Source organism: Rhizobium sp. CB3090 (genome assembly GCF_029714285.1).
In the GTDB taxonomy this organism is placed as follows: domain Bacteria; phylum Pseudomonadota; class Alphaproteobacteria; order Rhizobiales; family Rhizobiaceae; genus Rhizobium.
Genome location: NZ_CP121662.1, coordinates 2,426,351 through 2,443,213, shown reverse-complemented (window position 1 = coordinate 2,443,213; position 16,863 = coordinate 2,426,351). Strand labels below are relative to the sequence as shown.

Genomic DNA, 16,863 nt, shown 5'->3' with positions numbered 1-16,863 from the left:
TCAGGCTCCAATAACGGTATCGAGTTCGCGGTAGTCCGGCAGGCTGCGGTCGATCACCTTGCCCTTGCGAAGGACGACGCGGTCGGACTGCGGACGAGAGAGGAATTCGCTCCAGCGCCTGGCGCTGAAGAGGACGAGATCGGCGGGGCCGCCCACGGCGATGCGACCGATATCGGGGCGGCCGAGAATATCGGCCGGCGAGGTGGTGATGACGCGGGCGGCCGTATCCAGCGGATGGTCGAGGTGCAGGATGCGGACAGCCTCGCGGAAGACCTCGACGGGGTCCAGATCGCCATAGGCGTAGAAGGGGTCGCGTGTATTATCGGAGGCGACGGCGGTGGGCACGCCGGCGGCGGCCAATTCATGCAAAAGGGTCACGCCGCGCCAACGGGGCGTACGGCCCGCGTGGCGGTCCTGCAGATACATGTTGCACATCGGCAGCGAGACGACGGAGATCCCGGCTTTGGCGACGAGATCGATGGTGGCGGCGGCAACATCCTCGTCCTGGTGGGCGAGCGAGCAGCAATGGCCGGCGGTGACCTTACCGGTGAAGCCGTTGCGCAATACAGCCTCGGCGATCGCCTTCAGCGTCAGTACCTGCCTGTCTTCTGTCTCATCAACATGCAGGTCGATGTCGAGGCCGTTATCCATGGCTGCGCGGATCAGCTTGTCGAGCTGGCGATCGATATCGGGGTTCATCTGCGTGACGCCGCCGATCAGGCCGCCGGCGTCGCGGACGACCATGAGGAGATCGGCGAAGAATGCATCGTCCACCATATCCTCGAGCGGAAAGAGGGCGACGGCCTGCAGCGCGATCTTGTCTTTCCAGGCCTCACGCATCTCCGTGAATACTTCGAAGGAAATGCGATGCTGCGGCGCGAGTGAATCGAGATGGGTGCGGATCAGGCTGGTGCCGTGAGCATAGGCCGAGCGCAGCGAGAATTCCATGCGCTTCCTGACATCGTCAGCCGACCAATTGGCTTCGCGGTCCGCGCGTACGGCGTCGAGCGCACCCACGAAACTGCCATCCGGATTGGCGCGGCGCTCCCAGATATGACCCTTGTCGAGATGGGTGTGCATGTCGGCGAAGGTCGGCCAGACCATGCCGTCCCTCATATCCGCTTTGGCGAATTCCGCCGGCGCGTTGCCCGCTGGCAGGATGTCCTTGATCAGGCCATCCGCAACGACGATATCGGCTTTTACTAGGCCCTCGCTTGACGGGCCAGTGAAGCCGGCTGCTGTCGCGGCGGGGACGGTGGCGTTGCTCAGCACGAAGCGCGCCGCATTCGGCGGGGACATGAAGGAATATGACATTAGTTTTCCCGCTTGAGGCTGCTTTCGTGCCAGCGATGCAGGCTCAGCCATGAGATGAAGGAGGTGAGGGCGAAGATGGCGACGCCGAGTGCCGAAAGCAGCAGCAGGGCGGCGAAGAGGCGCGGCATGTTCTGGCGGTATTGCGCTTCAAGCAGCCGGAAGGCGAGACCGGAATTGGGGCCACCGGAGCCGGCGGCGAATTCCGCGACCACCGAGGCGATCAGCGACAGGCCGCCGCCGATCCTGAGACCTGTCATGAAATAGGGCTGGGCGGCCGGCAGCTTCAGATGCAACAGCGTCTGCCAGCGCGAGGCGCCGTAGAGATCGAAGAGATTGAGGAGATTATGATCAACGCTCTTCAACCCCTGCACCATGTTGGAGAGGATCGGGAAGAAGGCGACGAGGAAACCGCAGATCAGCAGTGCGGATTCGCGGGTCGGCGCGTAGATCAGGATCAGCGGCGCGATTGCGACGATCGGCGTTACCTGCAGGATGACGGCGAGCGGATAGAAGGCGAGCTCGATCCAGCGCGATTGCACGAGGAAGATCGCCAAGCCGACGCCGCCGATCAGAGCCAGTGCTAGCGAGATGAAGGTAATCTCGGTCGTCACCCAGAGCGCCGGCGAGAGGATGCCCCAGTCGGACACCAGTGCTTTCGCGACGGCAAGCGGGCTTGGCAGAATATATTGCGGAATGCCGGCGCCGACGACGAGAAGCTGCCAGAGGAGGATCAGGACGAAGACGGTTAGCAGCGGTACGAGAACGCCGAGGAGTCGTTCGGTATTTCTTGGGCGCACCGCCAATTCTTCCGGCTTTTCGGTCGTTTCTGCAGAGAGATTGGCGGGGAAGCTGGTGCTGTCGCTCATCAATGGGCCTCCAGCCAACCAATGGCTTCGATCAGGGAACGGGATACTTTTTCACAAACCTGCCGGTATTCTTCGGAAGACCGGTAGAGGAGGTCGCGTTCGCCGCTGGTGTCGAGTGGAAAATCGGCGTGGACGCGGCCGGGGCGCGCTTTCATCACGACGATGCGGTTTGAGAGATAGGCGGACTCGTAAACGGAATGGGTGACGAAGATCACCGTGATGCCAGTGTTCTTCCACAGCCGCAGCACATCATCGTTGAGCTTTTGGCGGGTGATCTCGTCGAGCGCCGCAAAGGGCTCATCCATCAGCAGAAGCTTCGGCTTGGTGACCAGCGCGCGGGCGATGGAGACGCGCATCTTCATGCCGCCGGATAATTCACGCGGATAAGCATCGGCAAAATCCTGCAGCCCAACGGTCGCCAATGTTCCCATGATCTGATCGTAGGCCGCCACTTTGGAAACGCCGCGCAGTTTCAACGGCAGATGGACATTGCCAAAGACGGTCTTCCAAGGCAGCAGCGTCGGCTCCTGGAAGACGAAACCAATGTCGCCCTCCGGCAGGCCCTTGGAGTTGACGCGGGAGCTTGGCCAATCGATTGTGCCGCCGGAGGCGCCGCCGAGGCCTGCGATAATGCGCAGTGCCGTCGACTTGCCGCAGCCGGAGGGACCGAGCAGGCTGATGAACTCACCGCTCTCCACCGTCAGCGACATGTCGGACAGTGCCAGGGTGCCGTTGGAAAATATCTTCGATACCTTGTCCATGACGACCAGCGGCCGCTGGCGTGCTTCTGTCGAGGGGACATTGGTTACATCGGGTATGGTCATCGTTCGGCTCTTGCTCGCGATTCTCCCTCTCCCCAGCGGGGAGAAGGTGCCCGCCCTTCGACAAGCTCAGGGGTGCGGATGAGGGGGCGAGGAGCAAAGCGACGAGAGCCTTGAGTATAAGGCATCCCTTACGGTGCAACGCCCTCTCAACCCGCGTGTTCCACGCGACCTTCTCCCCGCTGGGGAGAAGGTAAATTCATCACTTCTTCAGCGTCATCCCGACACCCTTGCAGACGAACTGCGGGTCGAATGCTTTCTTGTAATCCGTATCGGCGGTGAACATCTTGATCTGCACCATTTCATCGAAGAATTTCTTGTAGTGCGCGTCGGTGATGCAGCCGATGCCCTTGTCGACGGCGTCACCGGATTCAACGATGCCGTATTCCTTCATCTTGGCGATGGAATAGGCGATCTGGCCATCCGTCATATCGGGATTGTCTTTCTTGATCAGGTCGTTGGCTGCTTTGTTGTCGCCATAGAGATAATTGTACCAGCCTTCGATCGAGGCGCTCACGAAACGCTGCACGAGGTCCGGGTTCTTCTGAACGAGCGATGTCTGCGTGGTGATCATCGTCGAATAGGGTGAATAGCCATTGTCGGCGAGCAGGAAGACCTTCGGTTCCCAACCGGTCTGCTTGTGGATTTCATAGGGTTCCGAGGTCAGGTAACCCTGTTGTGCCGACTGCTTATCGGCGAGGAACGGCGCCGGACTGAAATTGTAAGGCTTATATTGCTCATCCTTGAAGCCCGGGAAATTGGCCTTCATCCATTCGAAGAAAGTGACGTAGCCGTCCTTGCCGAGGAAAATCGTCGGCAGCTTGGCGAGATCCTCGAATTTATCGACGCCGGCATCTGGATGGGCGATCAGCACCTGCGGATCCTTCTGGAAGATCGCGGCCACGTCGACGATCGGAATGCCCTGTTTGACCGCGTCGATTTCCTGCTGCGGGCTACCCATATAGAAATCGATCTTGCCGGAAATCAGCAGTGCCTGATTGGCAGCATTCGGGCCGCCCTGGACGATTTCAACATCCAGGCCGTATTTTTTGTAAGTACCGTCGGCGATCGCCTGGTAAAAGCCGCCGTGTTCTGCCTCCGCCAGCCAGTTGGTTCCGTATGTTACCTTGTCGAGGGCGCTTGCCGGCTGTGCGGCGGCGACAGCGGCCACCAAGCCCATGATGGCGAGAAATGCTTTGGTCTTCAATGCATTGGACATGGCCGGTTGTTCCCCTTATCTGCCATGGGACGCCGCGATTGACGCCCATTTTCCGCATTTGAGCGATTGCGTTGCGCTTTGAAAAGCATCAAAATTCGTGCGCATTGATGCCTTTTAGGCATCTCAGGCTGCGCCCGTGCCTAAATTGTGCGGCCTGGGCAAAATTTATGCAATGGGGATACGCATGCTGCACTCGAGGCGACTTCTTTATATCAACGAGATCGCCCGCTGCGGTTCGATCCGCAAGGCGGCAGCGCGGCTCAATGTGGCGTCGTCGGCAGTCAACCGGCAGATCCTGGCGCTGGAGGAAGAGATGGGAGCGCCGCTGTTCGAGCGGCTGCCGCGCGGGCTCAGGCTGACGGCTGCGGGTGAGCTCTGCATCGAGCATATTCGCGAGGTGCTGAAGAATTATGAGCGGCTGGAGGGGCGCATCCGCAGTCTCAAGATGCAGCAGGCCGGCAAGGTCAGGATCGTCACCACGGTCGGGCTCGCCTCCGGCCCCCTGCCGGAGATCGTCGCGCGTTTTCTTTCCGAACATCCGCGCGTCTTCGTTCAATTGCGCAACGATGCGGGCTCGACGACCATGGCGCCGGTGCTGTCAGGCGAAGTCGATATCGGCCTCGGCTTCAACATTCCGGCGACGCCCGGCATTCGTTCGCTCGGCAATTTCGACATTCCGATCGGCGTCGTGCTGCCGCCGGGGCATCCGCTGATCGGGCCTGGGCCGATCAATCTCGCCGATGTCGTGGAGGAGCGGCTGTTGCTGGCGCAACCCGGCACCAGCCTGCGCGAGATCATCAATCTGACGCTGGCGCGGTTATCGGTGCAGGTGGAGCCGGTGCTGGAGACCAATGCCTCGGAAATGCTGAAGCAACTGGTCAAATGCGGGGCAGGGCTGACGCTGTTGAACCCGCTCGATGTCATCGCCGAATGCCGGCGGGGCGAGCTGGTGTTCCGGCCAATCGCCGAGCCGCATTCGCGGCATCAACCGATGAAGCTCTTTGCCCGCACGCGGGCACCGCTCGACGCGGCGACCAGCCTGTTCGTGGAATATCTGCTTGCCGAACTCGCCGGCCTGGTGGAGGAACTGCAGGCGAAAGGACACATCCTCATGGTGCCGGAACGCCGCCGGCCTGACGCCTATTTCGAATAGAGGTTCGACAGGGGATAGTCCCTGAGATCGCGCAGCAGTTCGATGAAGCCCTGCACTTGATGCCGGCAGATGAGCGCGCCCTTTTCCGCCGTGCCGTTGGCAGCATTGCCGACGACGCCGTTGGGATTGAGGTCGTGAGCGATCCAGGCGAGCGAATGGGGCGGCAGCGGCTGCAGATAGCTCGATCGCTCCTTCATCCATTCTGCCTTGGAGACGAAATTCTCCGCCTTGTCCATCCGCACCAGCTCTGGGTGGAAATGCAGCATCAGCGAGGTTTCGACGTCGCCGCCATGGATGCCGTAGCGTTGCTCATGGTCGTCGATCATGCCGTCCGGCGTGCCGAAGCGCGTCCATTGCGTGGCGACGACCGCCATCTGGTGGCGCACCCGCAACTCGCGCGCGACAATGCCCATGATGTCGAGATTGCCGCCATGGGAATTGACGATGACCATCTTGCGGATGCCGGCTTCGGCAACCTTGGCGCCGATCGCTGTCCAGACCGGGATCAGCAGCTCGGCGCCGAGGGAGAGCGTGCCGGGGCCGTAGATATGTTCGTTGGCCTTGCCGATTTCCTGGGTCGGCAATACCAGGAAATCGAGATCGTCGGGGCGTTGTGCTTTCAGCTCGGCCAGCATGCCGTTGGCTATGGCCACATCGGTCGCGATCGGCAGGTGCGGGCCGTGCTGCTCGGTCGAGGCGATCGGCAGGACGGCGATCGTGGTGTCGGTCGAAAGGCCGGCGAAATCATAGGTCGTCAGTTCGTTCCAATAAAAGGGCTTCGCCATCGCCATTTCCTCTCATGTGCTTCTCCTATAACGGATACGGCAAGGGCGATGGCTAGGGAAAGCATCAATTTGTGGCCGTGCCGCTGCCTTTTTGTGTGCACCCCAGATGATGGCCGCCCCGAATCCCCGCTCTTGACGTGTCGTTTGCGCATGAATGGAGTAGACGCGAAACGTCGACTGGAATTGTTTTTCTTTTTGTATATAGATTTTATAGCAAATTTATTGCTCTTTGCACGCGGATTCCGAGAAACATCGTTGCTTGAGACAAGAGTCTCGACCCACTAGTTTTGGCAGGGTCCGGCGCAAGCGGTAAGGATGATGGGAATGAACATGAAAACATCCGTGGCGATGGAGAAGGCGGTGCCCGTCGCCGATCCCGATTTGGTCAAATCCGAGTTCCGCAATGCTATGGCGCGGATGGCGGCGGCGGTCAGCATCGTAACGACCAACGGACCGGCAGGGCTTGCCGGTTTTGCCGCGACTGCCGTCTGCAGTGTCTCCGACAGTCCGCCGACGCTGCTCGTCTGTCTCAACCGCACCGCTTCGGTTCACCCTGCCGTCACGGGAAACGGCGTGCTCTGCGTCAACGTGCTCTCCGAGGGTCATCAGGACCTGTCGCGCCTCTTCGGCGGCAAGACGCCGGTCGCTGAGCGTTTCGCCGCCGCCGCATGGTCGGAGCTATCGACCGGCTCGCCGGCATTGGAGGATGCGCTCGTCTCGTTCGACTGCCGCATCGTGCATCGCGCCAATGGCGGCACGCACGATATCCTCATGTGCGAAGTCGATGCCATCCGCCTGCGCGACAGCGGCCAGGGGCTCATCTATTTCGACCGGGCCTATCATCCTGCCGGACTGGCCGAATAGTCGGTTTCTCAATAGTTTTCCTGATACCACTCGACGAAGCGGCGCACGCCTTCTTCGACCTCGATTTGCGGTTTGAAGCCGGTCAAGGCCACCAGCAGGTCCGGTACGGCATAGGTATTGTGCACATCGCCTGGTTGCATCGGCAGCATGTGCCGGATCGCCTTCTTGCCGAGCATCTTTTCGATGGTCTCGACGAAACTCATCAGCCCGACCGGCTGACCGCCGCCGATGTTAACGACGCGGAACGGCGCGTGTTTCGACAATGTGTCGCCGATGGTTTCCGAGACGACGCGATTGTCTTCCGACGGCACGACACCGATCAGCCGGACGATGCCTTCTATGAGATCGTCGATATAGGTGAAATCGCGGCTCATCTTGCCTTCGCCGTAGATTTCGATCGGCCGGTCATTCCTGATGGCATCGACGAATTTGAACAGCGCCATGTCGGGGCGGCCCCAGGGGCCGTAGACGGTGAAGAAGCGGAAGGCGGTGGTCGGAATACGAAAGAGATGGGCGTAGCTATGCGCCATCAGCTCCATGCTCTTTTTCGTTGCCGCATAGATCGTCATCTGCTCGTCGGCCTTGTCGCTTTCCGCGAAGGGGATCTTCTCGTTGGCGCCGTAGACGGAGGAGGTGGAGGCCAGCAGCAGGTGCTTCGGCTGCAGGCTTTTCGCCAGTTCCAGCACGTTGAACGAGCCGGTTACGTTGGAATCCACATAGGAGCGCGGATTTTCCAGACTGTAACGGACGCCGGCCTGAGCGGCGAGATGGACGATGACGTCAGGTTCGGCGAGTTCAGCAGCATGATCCAGCGCCGCCTTATCCTCCAGCATACCCGTCACGGCCTTGAAGCCATTGGAGCGCGCGAGGATCGCCGTGCGCTTGTCCTTGAGCTTGACGTCGTAATAGGGCGTCATGCCGTCGAAACCGACGACGAAATGCCCGTCGTCGAGCAGGCGCTTGGCGAGATGGAACCCGATGAACCCGGCGGTTCCGGTGATGAGATAACGCATTGATCGGCCTTTGCTTACAGTGTGGCGTCGCTTGAGGGTCTTCCGACGCTTGTATAGGCAAACCCGTGCTTTGTGACCTCGTCATGGCGATAGATGTTTCTGAGGTCGACGAGAAGAGGGGCTTTCATGACGGATTTCAGCCGGCCGAAATCGAGCGCGCGGAACTGGTTCCATTCCGTAATGATGACGAGCGCATCGGCGCCGCGCGCCGCGCTGTAGGCATCCTCGGCATAAGCGATGTTGTCGATGAGCTGGCGGGCATTGTCCATGCCTTCCGGATCGTAGCCGGTCACTGAGGCACCGGCATCCTGCAGCGCCTGGATAATCGAGATCGACGGGCTGTCGCGCATGTCGTCGGTGTTCGGCTTGAAGGTTAGGCCAAGCACGGCAATGGTCTTGCCTCTGACATCACCGCCCATGGCCGCGATCACCTTGCGGCCCATGGCGCGCTTGCGGCTGTCGTTGATCGAGATTGTCGTCTCGATCAGGCGTACTGGGCTGTCATAGTCCTGCGCGGTCTTGGCCAGCGCCAGCGTGTCCTTTGGAAAGCAGGAGCCGCCATAGCCTGGGCCAGCATGCAGGAATTTCGAGCCGATGCGGCCGTCGAGGCCGATGCCGCGCGAGACTTCCTGCACATTGGCGCCGACTTTTTCGCAGAGATCGGCCATCTCGTTGATGAAGGTGATCTTCATGGCAAGGAAGGCATTCGCTGCGTATTTGATCAGTTCCGAGGTGCGACGCGCGGTGAAAAGCAGCGGCGCCTGGTTGAGATAGAGCGGCCGGTAGACCTCGGTCATGACGCCGCGGGCGCGGTCGTCGTTGAGGCCGATGACGATGCGGTCGGGGCGCTTGAAGTCCTCTATCGCTGCGCCTTCGCGCAAGAATTCCGGATTGGAGACGACGGCGACATCGGCCTCCGGATTGGTTTCGCGGACGATGCGTTCGACTTCGTCGCCAGTGCCGACCGGTACGGTCGATTTGGTGACGATGACGGTAAAGCCTTTAACGTGCTCAGCGATCTCGCGGGCAGCCGCATAGACATAGGAGAGATCGGCGTGACCATCACCGCGACGCGACGGTGTGCCGACGGCGATGAAGACGACATCGCTCGCCGCAACGCTGCTTTCGACCTCGGTGGAAAAGGAGAGGCGACCGGCGCGGACGTTGTCGGCGACCAACTGCTCGAGGCCAGGCTCGAAGATCGGGATATCACCCTGGCGCAATGCCTCGATTTTGCCGGCGTCCTTGTCGACGCAAATCACGTCATGACCGAAATCGGCAAAGCAGACGCCGGACACAAGACCCACATAACCCGAACCGATCATCGTGATGTGCATGAAACTTTAATCCTTTGCTAGCGCAGGGCTCAGCGCCGGAACGCGATCCCATCTTCTGCGGCCATCTGCGCTTATACACAGGATCGCCGGTGCCGCCTATACGCGATGGTGCTTATCCAGGAAGTTGCAACAGAAGTGTCATGAGACAGCATCGCTCGCCAGCGTTGTTTCAGCCGGGCGAGCGGCTTGCCTGCCCGCCGCGGCATGCTAGACATTTCAGATAGACCTTCCAATCCAAAGGCAATTCCCATGGTGCTCGATCTCATCGTCCGCAATGCCAGTCTTCCCGATGGCCGCGAAGGCCAGGACATCGCTATCGCCGGCGGCAAGATCGTGGTCGTTCACCCCAGCGTGGAGGGCGAGGCGGAGCGCGTAATCGATGCTGGTGGGCAACTGGTTTCGCCGCCATTCATCGATTGCCATTTTCACATGGATGCGACGCTGTCGCTCGGCCTGCCGCGGCTGAACACGTCGGGCACGCTGCTGGAGGGTATCGCGCTTTGGGGAGAGTTGAAGCCGCTATTGACGCATGAGGCAGTGGCCGAGCGGGCATTGCGCTATTGCGATCTTGCGGTGTCACAAGGGCTGCTCGCCGTGCGGACCCATGTCGATATCTGCGACGATCGGCTGCTTGCCGTCGAAGCGTTGCTGGACGTGAAGAGAAAAGTCGCGCCTTATCTCGATCTGCAGCTCGTCGCCTTCCCGCAGGACGGCTACTACCGTTCGCCGACGGCAGCGGCGAATCTGGAGCGCGCTCTCGATCTCGGCGTCGATATCGTCGGCGGCATTCCGCATTTCGAGCGGACGATGGAGGACGGCGGGCGTTCCGTGCGTGCGCTCTGCGAGATCGCTGAAAAGCGCGGTCTGATGGTCGATATGCATTGCGACGAGACCGACGATCCGCTGTCGCGTCACATCGAGACGCTGGCCGCCGAGACGATAAGGCTCGGACTTCAGGGCAGGGTAGCCGGCTCGCACCTGACCTCGATGCATTCGATGGACAATTATTATGTCTCCAAACTCCTGCCGCTGATCGCCGAGGCAGGCGTGCATGCGATTCCCAATCCGCTGATCAACATCGTGCTGCAGGGCAGGCATGACTCCTATCCAAAGCGGCGCGGGATGACCCGGGTCAAGGAGATGCGCGAATTCGGCATCAACGTCGCCCTCGGCCAGGATTGCTGCATGGATCCATGGTATTCGCTCGGCGGCGCTGACATGCTCGATGTTGCCCATATGGGGCTGCATGTCGGTCAATTGACGTCGCGCGAAGCGATGCGGTTCTGTTTCGAGGCAGTCACCGTCAATCCGGCGAAAGTGATGGGTATCGACGGTTACGGCCTCGAAGTCGGCTGCAGCGGCGATCTCGTCGTGCTGCAGGCTCGAGATCCGATCGAAGCCATTCGCATGCGCGCCACGAGGCTCTTTGTCGTCCGGCGCGGCAGGGTGATCAGCGAGACGCCGGCGCGGATCGCAAGACTATCGCTCGAGGGCCGGCCGCAATCGGTCGATCCGGCTGGCTACGCGCCAATGCCACCAAGAATTTAACCCATTAGGCATATCATCGCATATTGCTTGTGATTGCTATCGCATTGCAGCAAGATGAATTGGGCGCAATCGTTCCGGCGGGGACGATGCCCAGGGGGCGATTCAGGGCAGGTTTATGAAGTCAACTTTTGCCGTGCGTACAATGCGGGCTGGGGAATTGGAGCTCGCTCTCGAATGGGCGCGGCAGGAGGGATGGAATCCCGGTGTCGATGATGCCCTGGCCTTTTGGGAGGCGGATCCTGCGGGCTTCTTTATCGGCGCGATCGGCGAAGTGCCGGTTGGCTGCATTTCCGTCGTGCGTTATGGCGAAAGCTTCGCCTTTCTCGGCCTCTACATCGTCCATCCCGAATTTCGCGGCAAGGGCTATGGTAAAGCGCTATGGAAGAAGGCCATGGCGTTCGCGGGCAATCGTACGATCGGTCTAGATGGCGTCGTAGCCGAGCAGGAAAACTACCGTCGCCATGGCTTTGAGATGGCCTACCGCACCCTGCGCTATGGCGGCATCCCAAAAATGGCTGATATGGGCGGAGCGAGTGCGGAGGTTGGTCCGGTCACGCAGGACAAGCTCGAAGGCTTGCTCAGATATGACGCCGCCATTTTCCCGGGGCTGCGTTATTCCTTCATCGCGGCCTGGTGCGGTGCGCCGGAGAAGCGAAAATCCGTCATGGTCGGCAGCGGCAGCAAAATCCGCGGCTACGGCACGATCCGGCGCTGCTTCGAGGGATACAAGGTCGGTCCGCTGTTTGCCAACGATCCCGACGTGGCATCGGCCCTCTTGGCCAAGCTGGTGCCTGAGGCCAAGGGCCGGCCTGTCTATTTGGATGTGCCTGCAGACAATACCGAAGCGATAAGGCTTGCCGAAGCTTTCGGACTGTCGCCGGTGTTCGAGACGGCGCGTATGTATCGTGGCGAGCCGCCGAAAGCGACCCTCGACAGGGTCTTTGCCGTGACCACGCTTGAACTCGGCTAACACCGCTCTTTGATCCAAGCGACTGGACGATTGGTTCTATCGCCCTGGCAAAGCAGCAATATTTTGCACCTGAACGCGCACCGATGGGAAAAATCCTGTTGGGCGCGCTGATTCGTCACGTAAAAAGCCGAATCTCCTGAGACAACAGGGTCGCTTTCCCAAAAACAAAGTTTTATAGATGCGCGGGTTTGAGCAAGGCGCGCCTTTGTGCGCAGGAAGCGGGAATGGAGAAATGACGAACGTAGTTGTGATCGGTTCGCAATGGGGTGACGAAGGCAAGGGCAAGATTGTCGACTGGCTTTCGGAACGTGCCGATGTGATTGTGCGCTTTCAGGGCGGGCACAATGCCGGTCATACGCTGGTTGTCGACGGCATCAGCTATAAGCTGGCGCTGCTGCCCTCGGGACTCGTTCGCGGCAAGCTGAGCGTTATCGGCAATGGCGTCGTGGTCGATCCCCATCATTTCGTCGCGGAAGTCGAAAAGCTGCGTGCCCAGGGGATTGCGGTGACGCCCGATGTGCTGCGTATAGCCGAAAACGCTCCGCTGATTCTGTCGCTGCATCGTGACCTCGATGCTCTGCGTGAAGACGCGGCCTCCAACAGCGGCACGAAGATCGGTACGACGCGGCGCGGCATCGGCCCGGCCTACGAAGACAAGGTTGGCCGCCGCGCCATCCGCGTCATCGATCTCGCCGAACCGGAAACGCTGCCGGCCAAGATCGACCGGCTGCTGACGCATCACAACGCACTGCGCCGCGGCATGGGCCTGGACGAAATTTCCTTCGATGCGCTGCACGAGGAACTGACCTCCGTCGCCGAACACATTCTTCCTTATATCGACCAGGTCTGGCGGCTGCTCGATGAGCAGCGCAAGGCAGGTGCGCGCATCCTCTTCGAAGGGGCTCAGGGCGCACTGCTCGACAACGACCACGGCACCTATCCTTTCGTGACCTCGTCAAATACCGTGGCAGGGCAGGCGGCGGCCGGTTCCGGCCTGGGGCCGACAGCGCTCGGCTATGTGCTGGGCATCACCAAAGCCTATACGACGCGCGTCGGCGAAGGGCCTTTCCCATGCGAACTGCATGACGAGATCGGCCGGCATCTGGCGACGGTCGGCCGCGAGGTCGGCGTCAACACCGGTCGTCCGCGCCGCTGCGGCTGGTTCGATGCCGTGCTGGTTCGCCAGACCGTGAAGACCTCCGGCATTACCGGTATCGCGCTGACCAAGCTCGACGTGCTCGACGGTCTCGACGAGCTGAAGATCTGCGTCGGCTATAAGCTGGACGGTAAGGAGATCGACTACCTGCCGGCGAGCCAGGCTGCGCAGGCCCGTGTGGAGCCGGTCTACATCACGCTCGAAGGCTGGAAGGAATCGACCGTCGGCGCGCGCAAATGGGCCGATCTGCCGGCACAGGCGATCAAATATGTCCGGCAGGTAGAAGAGCTGATTGGCGCGCCGGTGGCGTTGCTTTCGACCAGCCCGGAGCGCGAAGACACTATACTTGTGACCGATCCCTTTGAGGGCTAATGTCGCGGATCAATGACGAATCCCGGTTCGGCCACGGGCCGGGCATCCTGAGAAAGTACTGATGGCGGATTTTGTAGCAGTCATTCGCCGGGCCGTGGACGGCCTGGCCGATAACACTCCCGAGATGCGGGTCAAGGTTTACGAGCGAGCTCGTGGTGCCGTTCAGCGGCAGCTTGAGAGCATGAAGCCGCGCCCGCCCGAGGAGATGCTGCGCCGTCAACTCGACAAGCTGGAAGCCGCGATCGTCGAGGTGGAAGCCGAGCATGCGGAGGCGTTGCCACTGGCTGAAGAGCCTGTAGCGGAAGCGCCTTTGGTGCAGGAGGAGCCGCAACATGAGCCTGCTGAAGAGCATCATGTCGCGCAGGAACACCATGTCGAAGAGCCGGAGCCGGCCTATCAGGAGGCTCACGCGCACGAAGAGCCCGCCGCTTATGAGCCGGTGCACGAAGAGCCGGCCCCAGAAGAGCCAGCCTACCAGGAGCCAGTCGATGAGGAGCCTGCTTACGAGGAGCCTGTCTATGAGGAGCCCGCGCATGCTCAGCATCAGGCCGCGGAGGAACATCAGCCGGTAGAGGAATGGGTCGATGCGCCGCAGGAGCAGGCGCCGACTGTTCATCACGTCGATGCCTATGCGGAGCCTGTCGAAGAGCAGGCGCATCTGGAGGAACCGGAGCACTACGCGGAGGAGGCGCCGGTCGTTGCTGCCGAGCCTGAGTATGTCGCTCCGCAAACGCATGCTGCTCGTCAGGCACCGGCCGATGATGTCATGAGCCAGGTCGAAGAGATTTGGGCCGAGGTCGATGCGCCTGCAAAGCGGGCTGAATCCGAGCCGGCTGCACCCGTCATGCCTGCCGCTGCCTTTGCCCCCGCGGTCTTCGGCCATCCCGTGGAGCAGCCTCCCGCTGCGAAAGCACCGGCGAGCGACAAGGCTTTTGCCTGGGATGCAGATGTTTTCGAAGAGCTGCAATCGGTGCCGGCACCAGCCACCAAGCCGGCGCAGCCCGGCCGGCAGATGCCGGACAATGCCTTTGACGATGTCGATCTCTTCGCCGATGTGCATTCTTCGGCCAAGACGACGTCGAAGAACGATGTTGCCGAAGACGGCTGGCGCGAGCTCAAGGAACTTGCCGGCTTTGACAAATTCGCCGAGGGGGAACGCGGCGGCGGCCCTGGCAATCCGCCGGATATCAGCCGGACCATGGCATCGAAGCTGCAGGGCAAGAGCTTCCGCATGGAGCCGAAGCGCCGCCGCTTCAGCGTGACCGGTATTGTCCTGGCGCTTGTTGGTCTCGCGATCGTCGCTGGCGGTGGCTATGCCGCGTGGCTGAACCGCGAAGCGCTCAACAAGATGGTCGCCGACCTCATCAGTTCGGCGCCGAAGACCGCGACCGCTCCCGCCACCGAGACAGCCAAAAACAATGGTGCGGCCTCTCCGACCGCGAATGCGCCTGCCGCTTCCACGCCGGGCGCGACTGCTCCGGCGCAAAATAATAATTCCACCACACAGTCGCCGGCGGCGGGCAACACCAATGTCGCCTCGCTCGACAACGACGCCAACACGGTCAACAGCAAGTTCACGCAGCGCTTGCTGGCGAACGGCACGGAAGAGGATGAAGGTCCGGCAGCGGGCGGACAGCCAGGTGTGGCTGAAGGCAAGTCCGTGGCCGAGCAGAATGTGGCCTCTGCCGCTCCGGCAAAGCCAGCAACCGCGCCCGCCAACAATGCGAATGCCGCGCAGGCGCCTGCCGCGACCTCGCCGACCACGCCGCCTTCCGCCGACCAGCAAGCTCCTGCCACCCAGCAGCAGCCACAAGCTACCAAACAGCAGACGGCGCCGGTAACGGATGGGCAAAAGGTGTTCCTCTATGAGGAGCGTCTCGGCCAGACATCCCCCACGGCTTTCGAAGGCACGGTTACTTGGTCTCTGCAAGAAGGCAAGGGTGAGGATGGCCGGCCGGAACCTTCCGTCCAGGGCCTCATCAATGTGCCTGAGCGCGGCCTGACGGCGACGATCACGGTATCGCGCAATACCGATGCCTCGTTGCCGGCAAGCCATCTGGTCGAGCTTGCCTTCCAGGTTCCGCCGAATTTCGAAGGCGGCGCCATCGACAGCGTGCAGCGTATTGCGCTCAAGTCGACCGAGCAGGATCGCGGCGACGCCCTAATCGCCGTGCCGGCCAAGGTGACCGACGATGTCTATATGGTCGCGCTCAACGATTTTCCGGATGCGCGCAAGACCAATCTCGATCTCCTGAAAACGCGCAATTGGATGGATATTCCTGTGGTCTACCGCAATGGCCGTCGCGCCTTGCTGACCATGGAGAAGGGGCCGAGCGGCACTGACGCCTTCAACAAGGCGATCGGCGAGTGGCAGGCGCTTGGCGGCGTCGCTTCGAGCGGCCAATAAGCGGTCTCAATCACCGGAATCAAAAAAGGCGGATCTTGCGGTCCGCCTTTTTGTTTGAATTCATTCGGTAATAACCGGAAGCATTATGCGGTGGCTTCGACCACACGCAATGCCTTGGCGCGTTCCAGCGCATCCTTCTGCACGGCTTCCTGCACCTTCTCGAAGGCACGGACTTCGATCTGGCGGACGCGTTCGCGGCTGATATCGAACTCGGCCGAGAGGTCTTCCAGCGTCACCGGGTCTTCCGCGAGGCGGCGAGCCTCGAAGATGCGGCGCTCACGGTCGTTCAAGACGCTCATGGCGCGGGCCAGCATGCGGCGACGCGTGTCAAGCTCGTCCTGCTCGATCAGCACGTCTTCCTGGCTGTCGTGCTCATCCACCAGCCAGTCCTGCCACTGACCGGAATCGCCCTCAGCGGCCTTGATCGGCGCATTCAGCGAAGCGTCGCCCGAGAGGCGGCGGTTCATCGAAACGACCTCTTCCTCGGAGACGTTCAGCTTGGTGGCGATCTCAGAGACATGCTCCGGCTTCAGGTCGCCGTCATCGATGGCCTGGATGCGGCCCTTCAGGCGGCGCAGGTTGAAGAACAGACGCTTCTGATTGGCGGTCGTGCCCATCTTCACCAGCGACCACGAGCGCAGGATGTATTCCTGGATCGAGGCCTTGATCCACCACATGGCATAGGTTGCCAGGCGGAAGCCACGTTCCGGGTCAAACTTCTTGACGGCCTGCATCAGGCCGACATTGCCTTCCGACACGACTTCGCCGATCGGCAGGCCGTAGCCGCGATATCCCATGGCAATCTTCGCCACGAGGCGCAGATGGCTTGTGACGAGCTTATGCGCGGCCTGACGGTCGGCATGTTCCGCGTAGCGCTTGGCGAGCATGTACTCTTCCTGCGGCTCCAGCATCGGGAACTTGCGAATCTCGTCGAGATAGCGGTTGAGGCCGGCTTCACCGGCGGTAATGGACGGCAAGGTATTACGGGTCATGAATGCACCCTCCTATTCGAGATCTGGCCCCTTCTGGAGACGTATT

Annotated in this window: 14 protein-coding genes; 6 read left to right on the top strand and 8 right to left on the bottom strand. The window is 61.0% G+C overall.

The genetic code is table 11. From position 1 onward, the window contains the following. The 4 genes from QA646_RS11850 to QA646_RS11835 all read right to left on the bottom strand — a co-directional run bounded on the left by QA646_RS11850 (position 1) and on the right by QA646_RS11835 (position 4,220). Positions 1-1,314, bottom strand: coding sequence for a cytosine deaminase (locus QA646_RS11850; RefSeq protein ID WP_283055652.1), 1,314 nt, complete (start codon positions 1,312-1,314; stop codon positions 1-3). Then, complete coding sequence (locus QA646_RS11845) at positions 1,314-2,180, bottom strand: ABC transporter permease (protein WP_283055651.1); 867 nt, start codon at positions 2,178-2,180, stop codon at positions 1,314-1,316. The genes QA646_RS11850 and QA646_RS11845 overlap by 1 nt, the downstream gene beginning before the upstream one ends. Then, a complete protein-coding gene (locus QA646_RS11840; RefSeq protein ID WP_283055650.1) occupies positions 2,180-3,004 on the bottom strand; it encodes an ABC transporter ATP-binding protein in 825 nt (274 codons plus the stop codon). The genes QA646_RS11845 and QA646_RS11840 overlap by 1 nt, the downstream gene beginning before the upstream one ends. 199 nt (positions 3,005-3,203) lie before the next feature. Then, positions 3,204-4,220 (bottom strand): ABC transporter substrate-binding protein, encoded by a 1,017-nt coding sequence (locus QA646_RS11835; RefSeq protein ID WP_283055649.1) that lies wholly within the window; start codon positions 4,218-4,220, stop codon positions 3,204-3,206. 184 nt (positions 4,221-4,404) lie between these two features. Here QA646_RS11835 and QA646_RS11830 point away from each other — a divergent pair, with 184 nt between their 5' ends. After that, positions 4,405-5,373: a LysR substrate-binding domain-containing protein gene (locus QA646_RS11830; protein WP_283055648.1), complete on the top strand. Its 969-nt coding sequence runs from the start codon at positions 4,405-4,407 to the stop codon at positions 5,371-5,373. Here the strand turns inward: QA646_RS11830 and QA646_RS11825 are convergent. Then, entirely contained in the window at positions 5,361-6,158 is a 798-nt protein-coding gene (locus QA646_RS11825; RefSeq protein ID WP_283055647.1) for a creatininase family protein, read from the bottom strand. The two genes, QA646_RS11830 and QA646_RS11825, sit on opposite strands and share 13 nt — an antisense overlap. A 348-nt stretch (positions 6,159-6,506) precedes the next feature. Between QA646_RS11825 and QA646_RS11820 the strand changes: the two genes are divergently transcribed. Further along, positions 6,507-7,022, top strand: a complete 516-nt coding sequence (locus QA646_RS11820; protein WP_283058853.1) for a flavin reductase — start codon at positions 6,507-6,509, stop codon at positions 7,020-7,022. Between the two features lie 8 nt (positions 7,023-7,030). Here QA646_RS11820 and QA646_RS11815 read toward each other — a convergent pair whose 3' ends face one another. Further along, positions 7,031-8,035, bottom strand: a complete 1,005-nt coding sequence (locus tag QA646_RS11815; RefSeq protein ID WP_283055646.1) for an NAD-dependent epimerase — start codon at positions 8,033-8,035, stop codon at positions 7,031-7,033. A 14-nt stretch (positions 8,036-8,049) separates the two neighbouring features. Further along, entirely contained in the window at positions 8,050-9,372 is a 1,323-nt protein-coding gene (locus tag QA646_RS11810; protein ID WP_283055645.1) for a UDP-glucose/GDP-mannose dehydrogenase family protein, read from the bottom strand. Positions 9,373-9,621: 249 nt separating this feature from the next. Between QA646_RS11810 and QA646_RS11805 the strand changes: the two genes are divergently transcribed. From QA646_RS11805 to QA646_RS11790, 4 genes are all read left to right on the top strand, one after another. Next, on the top strand, positions 9,622-10,920 hold the full coding sequence (locus QA646_RS11805; protein WP_283055644.1) for an amidohydrolase family protein: 1,299 nt from the start codon (positions 9,622-9,624) through the stop codon (positions 10,918-10,920). 115 nt (positions 10,921-11,035) lie between these two features. Continuing rightward, entirely contained in the window at positions 11,036-11,890 is an 855-nt protein-coding gene (locus QA646_RS11800) for a GNAT family N-acetyltransferase (RefSeq protein WP_283055643.1), read from the top strand. Between the two features lie 232 nt (positions 11,891-12,122). Next, the gene (locus tag QA646_RS11795) at positions 12,123-13,418 is read left to right on the top strand and encodes an adenylosuccinate synthase (protein ID WP_283055642.1); all 1,296 of its coding nucleotides are present in this window, start codon (positions 12,123-12,125) and stop codon (positions 13,416-13,418) included. A 61-nt stretch (positions 13,419-13,479) separates the two neighbouring features. Beyond that, positions 13,480-15,825 carry a hypothetical protein gene (locus QA646_RS11790; RefSeq protein WP_283055641.1) on the top strand — a complete coding sequence of 782 codons (2,346 nt, stop codon included), beginning with the start codon at positions 13,480-13,482 and terminating at the stop codon, positions 15,823-15,825. A gap of 83 nt (positions 15,826-15,908) precedes the next feature. On the opposite strand, the gene rpoH is transcribed toward QA646_RS11790, so the two are convergent. Continuing rightward, positions 15,909-16,817, bottom strand: coding sequence for an RNA polymerase sigma factor RpoH (gene rpoH / locus QA646_RS11785; protein WP_283055640.1), 909 nt, complete (start codon positions 16,815-16,817; stop codon positions 15,909-15,911). Positions 16,818-16,863 lie beyond the last annotated feature (46 nt).

Coding starts and splice junctions, on each gene's coding strand:
- QA646_RS11850 (WP_283055652.1), bottom strand. CDS start 1,314: ATGTCATATTCCTTCATGTCCCCGCCGAATGCGGCGCGCTTCGTGCTG.
- QA646_RS11845 (WP_283055651.1), bottom strand. CDS start 2,180: ATGAGCGACAGCACCAGCTTCCCCGCCAATCTCTCTGCAGAAACGACC.
- QA646_RS11840 (WP_283055650.1), bottom strand. CDS start 3,004: ATGACCATACCCGATGTAACCAATGTCCCCTCGACAGAAGCACGCCAG.
- QA646_RS11835 (WP_283055649.1), bottom strand. CDS start 4,220: ATGTCCAATGCATTGAAGACCAAAGCATTTCTCGCCATCATGGGCTTG.
- QA646_RS11830 (WP_283055648.1), top strand. CDS start 4,405: ATGCTGCACTCGAGGCGACTTCTTTATATCAACGAGATCGCCCGCTGC.
- QA646_RS11825 (WP_283055647.1), bottom strand. CDS start 6,158: ATGGCGAAGCCCTTTTATTGGAACGAACTGACGACCTATGATTTCGCC.
- QA646_RS11820 (WP_283058853.1), top strand. CDS start 6,507: ATGGAGAAGGCGGTGCCCGTCGCCGATCCCGATTTGGTCAAATCCGAG.
- QA646_RS11815 (WP_283055646.1), bottom strand. CDS start 8,035: ATGCGTTATCTCATCACCGGAACCGCCGGGTTCATCGGGTTCCATCTC.
- QA646_RS11810 (WP_283055645.1), bottom strand. CDS start 9,372: ATGCACATCACGATGATCGGTTCGGGTTATGTGGGTCTTGTGTCCGGC.
- QA646_RS11805 (WP_283055644.1), top strand. CDS start 9,622: ATGGTGCTCGATCTCATCGTCCGCAATGCCAGTCTTCCCGATGGCCGC.
- QA646_RS11800 (WP_283055643.1), top strand. CDS start 11,036: ATGAAGTCAACTTTTGCCGTGCGTACAATGCGGGCTGGGGAATTGGAG.
- QA646_RS11795 (WP_283055642.1), top strand. CDS start 12,123: ATGACGAACGTAGTTGTGATCGGTTCGCAATGGGGTGACGAAGGCAAG.
- QA646_RS11790 (WP_283055641.1), top strand. CDS start 13,480: ATGGCGGATTTTGTAGCAGTCATTCGCCGGGCCGTGGACGGCCTGGCC.
- rpoH (WP_283055640.1), bottom strand. CDS start 16,817: ATGACCCGTAATACCTTGCCGTCCATTACCGCCGGTGAAGCCGGCCTC.